Source organism: Desulfobacterales bacterium, from assembly GCA_029211065.1.
Taxonomy (GTDB): domain Bacteria; phylum Desulfobacterota; class Desulfobacteria; order Desulfobacterales; family JARGFK01; genus JARGFK01.
Genome location: JARGFK010000127.1, coordinates 1 through 11,853, shown reverse-complemented (window position 1 = coordinate 11,853; position 11,853 = coordinate 1). Strand labels below are relative to the sequence as shown.

Sequence of the window (11,853 nt, the reverse complement as noted above, 5' to 3'; positions counted from 1 at the left end):
TTTTTCCTGAATATGCTGTGTACGAGGCATGAACTGAAGGCGCCGCGGCAAGGGGACTTTCTGGTTGACGATGCGTATCTCTTCGAGATCGGCGGGAGAAAAAAGAGTTTCGGTCAAATAAGTGATGTCGAAAACTGTTTTCTGGCTGTCGATGAAATGGAAAATGGGTTTGGGAGGAAAATACCCCTCTGGATCTTCGGGTTCCTGTATTAACAGGACCCGTCTTCGTCACGCTGGGTGCGTGACTACGCCGTGGCAGGCCCGTCTTCGTCACGCTTCCGGATGACTTCCGTCTTCGTTCTTGGGGCGTCGCTTTCAGCTTCCGCCGTCGCTCTACGAGCTATGGCGTGATAAATTGCCCTCACAAGTCGAACTACGACGCGACAAGTCGCCGCGGCAAGTAAAGGGGATAAAGGGGATAAAGGGGATGGAAGAACCCGTGAGATCAGAAAGCAGGACACGACCCCATGGATTTCCCCGGTTTATCTCCACTACAAGATAACGAAGAGTAGTCATTGCTAGCAATCATAGGAAATGGGAACTGACCCCGCGAAACATGCGGGAATGCCCCCAAAAAAGGTCCCTTTGCGGTCAAGATTTTACAATGAAATAAAGATTTTTTTTGACCGTACGGCGAAAAGTAAATTCGCGCGTGATGTTGCTATCGTCGCTTCCGGGACCGCTGTCGCACAAGCCATTACCATGGTTTTTGCGCCCATTGTCACTCGCTTATATGGCCCGGAAGCCTTCGGCCTCTATGGAGTGTTTATGGCTGTAGTGGCCGTCCTGACACCGATAGCTGCCTTGACTTACCCCATCGCTGTTGTGCTGCCAGAAGAGGACTCAGACGCCAAGGGGTTGGCCCACTTGTCTCTCTTAACCGCTTCGGGTGTTGCCCTCCTGTTAGTTGCCGTTATTTGGTTCTCCGGTGAGTGGTTCCTTGGCCTGTTCGGGGCGAAAACCATTGCGCCATTTGGCCTGTTGCTCCCCCTGGCTCTGTTTTTTGCCGCCGGCACCCAGGTCGGCCAGCATTGGCTGATTCGTAAAAAACGTTTTGCAATTACAGCCAGGATTGCGGCAGCCCAGGCTCTTGTAATCAACACCGCGAAAGTAGGGGTCGGGTGGTTTCACCCTGTGGGGGCGGTGCTGATCGTACTTGCCACCTTCGGTGGCGCTGTTCATTCTCTCATGCTCTGGGTAGGGAGCATGCGGGCAAATCCTGGGCCAGCTAGCAAGGACACGCCAGGGAAAAGCCCGTATTCGCTTGGAAAACTGGCGACAAAATACTATGATTTTCCGCTTTATCGAGCTCCCCAGGTTTTCATGAATGCTGTTTCCCAGAGCATTCCTGTGTTGATGCTTGCCGGTTTCTTCAGCCCAGCGGCCGCGGGTTTCTATACTATCGGAAGGACCGTTCTCGGCATGCCTTCGCAATTAATCGCGAAATCCGTTGGCGATGTGTTTTATCCCCGTATCAGCGAGGCTGCCCACAAAGGGGAAAATCTAGTACATCTCATTTTGCAAGCCACCGGTGGGCTGGCCCTTACAGGAGTCGCGCCCTTTATGCTTGTAGTGCTGTTCGGACCTTGGCTTTTTGGTTTCGTTTTCGGAGCCGAGTGGGCTATGGCAGGGAGTTACGCCCGTTGGCTGGCCTTTTTCTTTTTTTTCAACTATATCAATAGGCCAAGTGTAGCCGCTGTTCCGGTGCTGGGCATTCAAAAGGGGCTTCTCATTTACGAGTTATTCAGCACCGGGAGTAAAGCCGTCGCTTTTTTAGTCGGATTTTACGTCTTTTCAAGTGACATCGTTGCAGTGGCCCTCTTTGCCTTGATTGGGTCTATTGCCTACGTGGCCATGATTCTTTGGATAATCGGGGTAGCGAAGGTCCAGGAGGGTTATGCCAAGGCGGGTCAATAGGGAGGTGAGGGAGAAGTATGGGAAAAAGGTATAAAAAACAGGTTGATAAGGATCACTATAAATTCGAGGAATACATAAACGAGAAACGTTTGATTAGCATACGGCAACAATTTGACAGACTTTTCCATTTTAATGCCACTGCCGACCTGTACAAACAATGGGACCCACCTTTTTGTTCATAAGAAAGCAACCGGAGATGGGAGAAGTTAATTGAGAAAATGGCTTGACACTCAACTAACTGAGTACAGCTGCAATCTCTGCGGCTTACAAAGCGATAGATTTATATTCGAGAGAATTGATGGACTTCGAGTAGTCCAATGTAAGGAGTGTGGACTTGTATATTTGAATCCTAGGCCCAAGGATGATCTAATTCCAACTCAATATGATTGTAATTACATCTTATCTCGATCATCCATTGGCGATATGCTTACTGCTTCAAAAGGAAGGCTACTTGTCCTCAAAGAGAATGGCATATCTTCCTTTGGAAAAGCACTGGAAGTCGGCTGTTCAACTGGTGAATTCTGCCAGTATGTCCATAACAGGGGGGTGGATGTAACTGGGATTGATATTTCAGGATCTGCCATTAAAATAGCGCGATCCCGGTATAAGACAATTCCTTTTTATGTTGGGACAATTGATAATATCATTTCGGAAGAAAGTTACGAGGCATTGTTTGCCTTTGAGGTTATCGAACACGTCCACGACCCTGACATGTTTTTTAAGAAAGCCTCTGACCTTCTCGAAAAGAATGGTTTTCTTTGTATTACAACGCCCAGTTTTGAATGCGCTGAGTTTGTTGGATTTGATAACTGGGTTGGTTTCTCCATGAGCTTTGAACATTTATATTTTTTTTCAAGCACTACAATCGGCAAGTACGCTGCTAAACATGGAATGCAAGTTGTTTGTACGCTTTATGGAGGGGGCAAAGGCCTTAATAGCCATATGTGTAATCAGTATACAATAAAAGAGATGAGCAAGTATTTACTAAAATCGATGCATTTGCTTGAATCCGTGCGGAGGATCAAGCGCATTATGCAATTAACGCTGCCAATTAAACATGATTATCAATCGAAAGAAATAAGACACAATTTGCTAATGATTCTCCAAAAACAATGACCTGATAGATTAAATCGTCCGGTATTTTAAGAAAGAGGACTGCTTGTTTCCAAATGGAGGGGAAAGGGGGGATAATGTTCTAACACTAAGACCAGTAATTTTTGCATTTTAAGCCGAGCATCCTCGACGCAAGAAGTACGTCAGTTTTGGAAAATTTATAATTGAATAGGAATGCGGTTCTTGCCCGATTTTTCCATCAACTTGCCACTGAATGTTGTTGTCAGCAGAAGGATAAAGATCGCATGAAAACTTATGGAGGAGGATCAAAGCCCTCGATTGCAGTGTATTCTGTCTCTCCCGTGGCCTTGATGGAAATGGGTGGTGTTAAGGCCATGGGGATGCCATCGATTATGGCGTTTCATCGCGAGCTCGGGCGGAAAGGGTTTGATGTCACCTATCTGCAGATCGGAGGTGACCCCCAAAATGACCTTGATCAGTGGTTCGATGGCCTTCGGGTTAAGAAAATGCCCCACTGGACTTTGCCGAGAATACTGCGGAAATCGCGAATATTCTCCAAGTTCCTTGGCCTGCCTCTTTTGGTGATTTCGGCCTTCTGGCCTATGTTCCTATTTCTCCGCGCCGAAAAGGAGCGGCACAACGGACGAGTGGTGATATACGGGCACTTGGCACCGGGGGCAATCTTGGCGAGTTTGCTTTCGATGACTATGCGGGTACCTAATGTTTCGCGGTTGTATGGCACATTACTGCCTTATCATTTTGGCATTAGTGAGCAGTATCCAGTTGGTAAACTTCGACGCTATTTAAATTTGCTTCGGTATTATGACGAAACACTTGCTTTCTTGATGCCTTCAAGTGCGCACGTGATCACGGATGACGGAACACTGGGCGATCGGTTGTTTCGGGCTCTAAGGGGGCCCGACAAACGCTTGGAGTTTGTCCGCAATGGACTGGATATCGATTGGAAAGGGGTCCTGGAGGATGGGGCGGATCCTTCGATCACTGAACGCTACTTTGAAAATGGCTGGCCGCTTGTGGTTTCGGCAGGTCGGATGATCGCTTGGAAGCGCTTCGACCGAACTGTGGAAATAGCCGCAAGGCTGCGAGAAAAAGGAGTAAATGTCAACTTCTTGATTCTTGGTCGGGGCGACGAAGAACCGCGGATTCAGGAGATGATTCGGCAACGAGGTTTAGAAGATCGGGTAAAAATCAAGAACAACACACCCCACTCTGAAATGCCCGCGTTCCTTATGGCGGCTGATGTCGTATTGTTGACACAGGATTACACAAATCTTTCTAATACGCTGTTGGAATCGCTTGCGTTGGAGCGGCCGGTTGTCGTTTTGGACGTTGGCGGCACCAGTATGGTTGCAAACGACGGATACAATTGCCTGACGATTTCTTTAGCAAATGTGCATGAGGAAGCGGCCGCTGCCATCGTCCGAATATTGGAGTCGACCGAATTGCGCTATCAATTGCGGGAGGGATGTCGTGACTGGAAAGGCGAAGGGGCGTATTCCTGGGAAAAGAGAACTGAGGTCGAAGTCAATCTTATTAAATCTCTTTTGAATAACGAAAATTATAGATGTTCCACATAACGGCAATGCTCTTAAATAACGAAATATAAACAGTGCCCGAAAAAATAATAATAACAATTTTACTTTTAATTTGCTTGGGTCAGGTTTGGGCGATCTTTCACGGCCGCCTGACGGCGGCGATTTACTACTGCTCTGTCGCGCCGCTGGGGTATTTCAGCGTGTGGAAGTTCGGCACATGGAGCCCGGATCTCCTCTGCGGGCTGTTGCTGATCGTCGCGGGCCTTCTGGTTTTTCGCCGCACCCCTGGCATTCCCCGCTTCGGTCGCCACCGATTGGTCTTCTTTTTGGTATTCTTAATTTTAAACACCTTGGTCGGTTCGGTCCTTTGGCCCATTGGCTCGATGGCTGGAAAGAGCGCCGTTTATGGCCAACTCCGCGGTGTAGGGCAAATTTTAAATTGGCTGATAATTATTGGCGCAGCGTGGCAAATTGGGATTGCGTTTAGTCAAACAGGTGGATTTGAAAAAGCTCGTAAAGTGATCATAGGGGTTGGAGTACTACATTCGGTGTACGCATTATATCAGGTGATCGCTTTTTATTTAAGTCTTCCGATGACGGGAATCCGCCGACCTTACTCAGGCATCGTTGCGGACGTAATGAATGAACATTTTGCTGCTTTTCAAATGGGGGGTGCCACCATCTACCGTGCCAGCTCTTTAATTGGCGAGCCAAAAGGCTTGGGGGTAATCTCGTTGGTATGGATCGCAGCGTTATTAACGCTCCTCATGGAAGGCAAAACCCGGCACCGTAGTCGTACTACATGGGCCTTGTTCCTTTCGCTGGTGGTCATGTTTCTCACCTATTCTACATCGGCGTGGATTGGTTTCGTGGGCATGATGGCGATTGCGCTTTGGACATTGAGAAATCGCTTCGCTTCACGCCTGGCACGTCTTCTCCTTCTGTTGGCGCTCTTAATTGGTGGCTTGGCAATTGTCAATTTTTCCGGTGTCCTACCGAAAACACCTGGAGGGATAATCTCCATTGTCCAAGAGCGCACCACGGGGCGCGAGTATCTCCGCGACATGCCGGAGATTGAAGCAATACAGGTCTTAGCGGAGCATCCATGGATGATTCTCTCTGGAACCGGCCTGGGCGGGATGTCTTTTTACATAGCCCGGAACCTAGGCGGAAGTGATATCATCCTTTTCCCGAACACCGGTCTTTTGGCCTACATCTCCGATATGGGTTTAATTGGGATAACTTTGCTAATTTTTTCCTTGCGTGGCGGACTCCGACCCACGTTGACTCCATCGACACAATCGGATGAAATTACGCGGTCTTTATCGTTCATCGGCACGGTGTGCCTAATGCAGACATTTATCTTCAGTGCTGGAATTCTTATGTTTGGTCTGGCATTCTTACTTGCCGCGGAATTTCGCCGATGTTCGCTTCGTAGCGTGCGTGCTGCTGCCTTATGGCCGCGAAAGGAATATCAATGACTGATGACCACTTTACTGTTTTTTGCCCCCCAAAAAGACCTTCGCCGACCCTTCGCATGACAGCCAGCGAGAACAAATATTTTCACTGGTCGTGATTCCGTGGTGGACCACTTCTCTACTGCTACCTACAGCGACCGTTGCGGCGCAGCCGGAGTGGTGCAGGCCAGTGGCCATGGTGACGTTTTTCGAAGTGGTGATGTGGATCATTTGCAGGCAAGGTTGCAGCAGGTTATGGACAGAGGCCGGCTGGAACCCGATGAGCGCAGGGCACTGGCGCAGTGGGCACAACGTCTGGACGAGGATGCCGGACCGGAATATTTGCTGGGAATTTTGAGATTTCTTGAAGGGCAGGGCGTGCGGCCGGTGACTCCATGGAACCGGGCTGATGTCTAATTCTAGAAAAATGTTGTTTGCATAGCTCATATACAGCCAACAAGGAGAAGTGCCGTTATCGTCGAGTCTGCCAAAAATGCACACATAAAATTAGGATTAAAGTTGACGATGCCCAAACCCATGATCCTTACTTTCGTCCCCTATTATCTCCCCGGCTATAAATCCGGAGGTCCGGTTCGGACTATTGCAAACATGGTGAATTATTTTGGTGATGAGTTGGACTTCAAAATCGTTACAGCTGATCGTGACTTATTGGATACTGAGCCCTATACTGATGTGGAAATTGATGGCTGGAATACGGTTGGCAAAGCGAAGGTGCTTTACGGCTCACCAGAGAGTCGGACACTATGGAATCTGGCGCACCTGCCCCTCGGAAATTTGCATGGCCGGAAAAGTGGAGGTGGCGCCCGATTATGCATGAGGGCAAGTGCGGTGACCGTGAGCATCGGAATAGGTGATCGAAGAGTAATTACATTATACGATGCCAATCACTATTCTTGCGTGTGTCTCGATAGGATGACGGCATGCGGGTAATTCAGATTGTTCCCGCCATCACGAATGAGGCGAGCGGCCCATCTTACACCGTTGTACGCCTGTGCGAAAATCTCATTGCAAATGGATTAGGTGTAACACTTGCCGCGCTGGACTGGGCACCGATGGCCTCGGCGCCTTCTTTTCTCCAGACCTTCCCGCTGGGATGGGGGCCGCGCAGGTTGGGCCGATCGCCGGCAATGCAAAGCTGGCTTCATGTACAAGGTAAATCGAATTCAGTCGATCTGATCCATGACAACAGTCTGTGGATGATGCCCAATGTCTATCCGGGACAGGTGGCCCGACGATACGATATTCCCTTGGTGGTTACACCACATGGCACCTTGTCCGAATGGGCGATGCAAAGCGGTTCGTCGTTTAAACGCTTATTCTGGCCGCTACTACAAAGGCCAGCCCTTGCGGCTACCACGTGCTTTAACGCTACAGCGGTGTCGGAATACGAGGACATCCGCCGTATGGGTTTCCGTCAGCCCGTGGCGGTCATACCAAACGGCATCGATATCCCACCCCTGCTGCCAAAGGCAGAGAAAGATCACCGGACGTTGTTATTCCTGGGGCGTATTCACCCTATAAAGGGGTTGGACATACTTTTTCACGCATGGCGGGCGGTACAAGATCGTTTTTCTGAATGGCGTTTGCGAATTGTCGGACCCGACAATGGCGGATATCTTGGAAAAATAAAGGGGTTGGCCTGCGCGATGCACCTTGAGCGCATTGAGTTCAGTGGGGCTTTGTTTGGCGAGCTGAAGTGGCAGGCGTATCGAGATGCGGATCTTTTCGTGTTGCCCACGCATTCAGAGAACTTTGGCATATCTGTGGCGGAGGCATTGGTATCAGGCACGCCGGCTATCGTATCTAAAGGCGCGCCCTGGGCTGGATTAAACTCGCGGCAATCCGGCTGGTGGATCGATATTGGAATCAATCCATTGGTTGCTTGTCTGGAACAGGCCCTTTCCGAATCTCCAGCTGCATTAACGGCTCGGGGATCGCGCGGGAGAGACTGGATGCAAACAGAGTATTCTTGGGCACATGTGGGATGGCAGATGGCAGCGACCTATCGTTGGATACTGAACGGCGGTAATAAGCCTGAATGGATCATCGAAGATTGACTCCGGTGAACGATGCCAACCAACAAATTCGTCTGTGCCTGATCTGCGGGTACGTCGGATTTAAACCGTACAAGGTGGGGTTGGTGCAATGCGAAGGCTGTGGCGTGGTGCTTTCGCCTATTATTTGGGAACCACAGGCGAACGAATACCTGGAAGAAGAATGGTTTGGTGAAGATTACCGGCCTAAAACGTCATTTTGGGTGGTGTTGTTCGAGAACTGGAACAACCGTAATACACTCGCACGACTTTCTAAAGCCAAAATAGCGGGGCAGCGACTGCTGGAAATCGGCGTAGGCAGCGGCTCATTCCTGAACGCGGCGCGGGAGCGAGGTTATGAGGTAATGGGATGCGACCTCTCCGGATCGATCTGTGCACGTGTGCAGCGTGTGCATGGAATCCCAATGCACAACAGCCCCGTCGCCCAGATTATTCACTCTGCCCCTTTTTTCGATATTGTCATGATGAACCATGTGTTGGAGCACGTTCAACAGCCTATCGAATTCCTGCAAGACGTTCGCCGCCTACTCGTCAGCGGGGGTGTGGTCCATATTGCAGTCCCCAACGTTGCGTGTTGGGAGGCGCTCCTGCCGGGCTGGGGCAGTTATGAACCATATCATCTGGCATACTTTAGCCCTCAAACGCTTCAACGAGCTGTCGAGCTGGCTGGTTTCGAAGTGTTGCGCATCAGGACGCATGATTCCTTTTCCGGCTGGTTCCTGGCTATTTTGCGGACTTTGCTCAGAGCAAACCGGAAGAGCGCAGGCGAACGGTCCGCGCAGCGCGAAGCTGCGCATCTTTCCTGGGTGGGCCACGCTTATCACTTGGCCATGGTCTTGGGCGGCGTCATTACTTTGCCGCTGCGATTATTCCAGGAAGTGATCGGCCGCGGCGATGAAGTGGTGTTAATCGGACGAAAGGCGGAATGATGCCAGTTCAATCAAACAGTCAGACGATTCCTGTCACCGTCATTATGCTTACGCTCAACGAAGAGTTCAACCTTCCGGGCGCTATTGATAACGTCAAGGACTGGGCGGAAGAGGTATTCATTGTTGACAGTTGCAGTACGGATCGTACGGTCGATATTGCGCTGGAGCGTGGGGTAAAGATCGTTCAGCGCCCTTTCACAAATTTTGGTGACCAGTGGAATTTCGCCCTCGATCATTTGCCTGTAGCGACCCCATGGACGCTAAAATTAGATCCTGACGAAAGGCTCTCTGAAAAACTTAAGGACAGCATCGCTAAGGTGGTGACAAATGGGGCCGAGTGCGACGGCTACGAGATGGTTCTGCGGCTCTGGTTTATGGGTAAACCCCTTCATGTTCAGCAGCCGGTTCTGAGGCTCTGGAGGACTGGGAAATGTCGATTCTCGAATGTGATCGTGAATGAGCATCCCTTGGTCGACGGGAAGATCGGGCGGCTCGAGGGCCTGATGGAACATTTCGACAGTTCTGACCTGCACCATTGGGTGGACAAGCAGAACCGTTACACAACGATGGAAGCGATCATGCGGGCAAGCGGGGCTGCGCTTGCCGTGCAACCGCGGCTCTTGGGGAATCCCCTGGAACGCCGCATGTTTTTTAAGAAGTATTTCTTCAGGATTCCTTTCCGGTTCCAACTGCTGTTCCTCTATCATTTGATTGTTTGTGGGGTCTGGCGCAATGGTGCGGAGGGATGGACTTGGGCCCGGCTTCGCACGGAGGTTTTTCGAGCTACCGATCTTAAGACGCGAGAAATTTTGAAAACCGGTCGTATCCCTGAACTATCGAAAGTCCCTCATGGAGACTATGACGCACGTGTTTTAGCTTCTCCTTTGCAGCAGGTGTTTATGCAGGAAACTAAGGATTAACATGGAACCGACAGTTCGGGTGGTATTTTTTGAAGATTATAAGAACCCCGAGCGGATTCGCCACGCTGTCAACATTATGCTGAACATGGGTAGGGGAATCGATATCCTGCTCGCAAAGGACGATCCTGAACGCCTTTTTGTCGTTAAGCCTAATTGGATTCAGGATGCTCATGAATACAAAGACCATGTATGGGAACCGGTAATTACTCATCCCGAACTGATTCTGTGCGTTCTTCAGTGTTTGGCGGAACGAATCCAAGGTCGGGCGACGATCTGTGTATGTGACGCGCCGCACACGTATGCGGATTTTGCCGCGATTGTTAAAAGGGGGGAATTTCAACAGCGATTTGAGGCTCTCACTGAAAAATTCCCTTCAATTAAATTTGAGGTACTTGACCTTCGCCGAGAAGTCTGGACCCGGAAGGAGGAGGTTGTAGTCGAGAGGTGCCGGAATCCAGACGACCCGCGGGGATATGTGAAGGTTGATCTGGGGAGCGACAGCCTATTCTATGGACATGTTGGCGAGGGTCGATTTTACGGTGCCGATTACGATTCAACTGTTGTTAACAGTCACCATCGGGGGAAAATACAGGAATACCTGATCGCTGGAACCCCGATTTCATGCGACCTGTTCATTAATCTACCCAAGATGAAGACCCACAAGAAGACCGGAATCACGTGCTGCCTAAAGAATCTGGTTGGAATCAACGGTGATAAAAATTGGCTGCCTCATTATACGGAAGGCGGTCCGGTGCGAGGAGGTGACGAATTTCCTGAATATTCGTTCCTGAATCGGTTTGAGTCTAATGTTAAAAAAATCGGCAGAAAAATGGCCCTGAAGATACCAGGCCTGGGAACATGGCTCTATAGAAAGATGCGCCATCTGGGAAAGCAGTGCCTCGGTGACAGTGGGGTTGTTATCCGAAATGGCAATTGGTCGGGCAACGACACGTGTTGGCGGATGGTGCTGGACTTGAATCGAGCACTGCTTTACGCCAATACCGATGGGACATGGCGCGACAGGTTTCAACCGAAGGCATACCTGGCTATTGTCGATGGCGTCATCGGTGGCCAGGGTGATGGGCCTCTTTGTCCGGATCCGGTGCAATCGAACGTGCTTGTCTCGGGAACTAATCCTGCTGAGGTTGACGCGGTGGTAGCGAAACTGATGGGTTTTGCTCCCAACAAATTACCAGTTATTAAAAATGCGTTTGAACCCCACCGTTGGCCCATCGCAACGGGAAAAATGGAGGACATCAAGGTCTTTGACGGTCGAGCAGGTCATGAGGTGGGGTTATCCGAAGTGAGGTCCGCCGTTGAAGGCGGATTAACCCCTCATTTTGGCTGGAAAAATCTCCAGGATGAAGAATAAAAATAAAATGCCCTTTGAACTAAAACGAAAATTATATGAATCCTTACCAGTTTCGATCAAGCGAAGCCTCTGTCTGATCCCCTTTTCCTGGTGGGCGGGGAGTGCCTATCGGACGGTCTACCGGCGAGGGCCATGGTTCGATAGGGCGAGTCCTGAGGAACTGAGGGGATACCAGGAACGGGAACTGGGGCGGGTTTTGCGGTTTGTCGTGGACCAGGTGCCCGCCTATCGCCATCTTGGTCCAGTCGTCGAGCGGCACAATCCTTTTGAGGCGCTCACAGCTTTTCCGCTGCTTGACAAGGCTTCAAGCCAAGCTTAAGCATGTAGACCCAGCAAGTGAGTTTATCCGTTATCCGGGGGCAATTCCTTATGCTGAGCTGCACACACGATATTTGACGGCGGATGCATTTCTGTTCGCGTCGAGTTGCGAAACCTTCGGACAAATCCTGATTGAGGCGATGTCTGCAGGGCTACCAATCGCTTGCTCAAACCGGTCAGCAATGCCTGAGTTGCTCGGTGATGCTGGGGTGTATTTTGATCCGGAGCGACCCCC

General features: G+C 50.2%; 12 protein-coding genes. 11 read left to right on the top strand and 1 reads right to left on the bottom strand.

The features are described from left to right. The 11 genes from P1P89_19880 to P1P89_19830 form a co-directional block, all read left to right on the top strand. A partial coding sequence (locus P1P89_19880) for a hypothetical protein (protein ID MDF1593774.1) occupies nucleotides 1-213 on the top strand: 213 nt, incomplete at its 5' end. Between the two features lie 321 nt (nucleotides 214-534). Beyond that, the gene (locus P1P89_19875) at nucleotides 535-1,917 is read left to right on the top strand and encodes a lipopolysaccharide biosynthesis protein (GenBank protein ID MDF1593773.1); all 1,383 of its coding nucleotides are present in this window, start codon (nucleotides 535-537) and stop codon (nucleotides 1,915-1,917) included. A gap of 210 nt (nucleotides 1,918-2,127) precedes the next feature. Then, nucleotides 2,128-3,033, top strand: coding sequence for a class I SAM-dependent methyltransferase (locus P1P89_19870; protein ID MDF1593772.1), 906 nt, complete (start codon nucleotides 2,128-2,130; stop codon nucleotides 3,031-3,033). A gap of 242 nt (nucleotides 3,034-3,275) precedes the next feature. After that, complete coding sequence (locus P1P89_19865; GenBank protein ID MDF1593771.1) at nucleotides 3,276-4,589, top strand: glycosyltransferase family 4 protein; 1,314 nt, start codon at nucleotides 3,276-3,278, stop codon at nucleotides 4,587-4,589. A 32-nt stretch (nucleotides 4,590-4,621) separates the two neighbouring features. Further along, on the top strand, nucleotides 4,622-6,028 hold the full coding sequence (locus P1P89_19860) for a hypothetical protein (protein ID MDF1593770.1): 1,407 nt from the start codon (nucleotides 4,622-4,624) through the stop codon (nucleotides 6,026-6,028). Between the two features lie 102 nt (nucleotides 6,029-6,130). Then, nucleotides 6,131-6,421, top strand: a complete 291-nt coding sequence (locus P1P89_19855) for a hypothetical protein (protein MDF1593769.1) — start codon at nucleotides 6,131-6,133, stop codon at nucleotides 6,419-6,421. A 524-nt stretch (nucleotides 6,422-6,945) separates the two neighbouring features. Then, entirely contained in the window at nucleotides 6,946-8,082 is a 1,137-nt protein-coding gene (locus P1P89_19850; GenBank protein ID MDF1593768.1) for a glycosyltransferase, read from the top strand. Beyond that, a complete protein-coding gene (locus P1P89_19845; GenBank protein MDF1593767.1) occupies nucleotides 8,064-9,008 on the top strand; it encodes a class I SAM-dependent methyltransferase in 945 nt (314 codons plus the stop codon). The genes P1P89_19850 and P1P89_19845 overlap by 19 nt, the downstream gene beginning before the upstream one ends. Then, complete coding sequence (locus P1P89_19840; GenBank protein MDF1593766.1) at nucleotides 9,005-9,928, top strand: glycosyltransferase family 2 protein; 924 nt, start codon at nucleotides 9,005-9,007, stop codon at nucleotides 9,926-9,928. Before P1P89_19845 ends, P1P89_19840 begins: the two co-directional genes overlap by 4 nt. Before the next feature lie 19 nt (nucleotides 9,929-9,947). Beyond that, entirely contained in the window at nucleotides 9,948-11,300 is a 1,353-nt protein-coding gene (locus tag P1P89_19835) for a DUF362 domain-containing protein (GenBank protein MDF1593765.1), read from the top strand. Then, nucleotides 11,290-11,619 (top strand): hypothetical protein, encoded by a 330-nt coding sequence (locus tag P1P89_19830; GenBank protein MDF1593764.1) that lies wholly within the window; start codon nucleotides 11,290-11,292, stop codon nucleotides 11,617-11,619. Before P1P89_19835 ends, P1P89_19830 begins: the two co-directional genes overlap by 11 nt. A 23-nt stretch (nucleotides 11,620-11,642) precedes the next feature. Here the strand turns inward: P1P89_19830 and P1P89_19825 are convergent. Continuing rightward, the coding region (locus tag P1P89_19825; protein ID MDF1593763.1) for a hypothetical protein at nucleotides 11,643-11,853 on the bottom strand (211 nt) is incomplete at its 5' end.

What these genes read in the sequence shown, in the direction of transcription:
- P1P89_19830 (MDF1593764.1), top strand. Translation starts at nt 11,290, where the DNA reads ATGAAGAATAAAAATAAAATGCCCTTTGAACTAAAACGAAAATTATAT.
- P1P89_19865 (MDF1593771.1), top strand. Translation starts at nt 3,276, where the DNA reads ATGAAAACTTATGGAGGAGGATCAAAGCCCTCGATTGCAGTGTATTCT.
- P1P89_19840 (MDF1593766.1), top strand. Translation starts at nt 9,005, where the DNA reads ATGATGCCAGTTCAATCAAACAGTCAGACGATTCCTGTCACCGTCATT.
- P1P89_19875 (MDF1593773.1), top strand. Translation starts at nt 535, where the DNA reads ATGGGAACTGACCCCGCGAAACATGCGGGAATGCCCCCAAAAAAGGTC.
- P1P89_19845 (MDF1593767.1), top strand. Translation starts at nt 8,064, where the DNA reads ATGGATCATCGAAGATTGACTCCGGTGAACGATGCCAACCAACAAATT.
- P1P89_19850 (MDF1593768.1), top strand. Translation starts at nt 6,946, where the DNA reads ATGCGGGTAATTCAGATTGTTCCCGCCATCACGAATGAGGCGAGCGGC.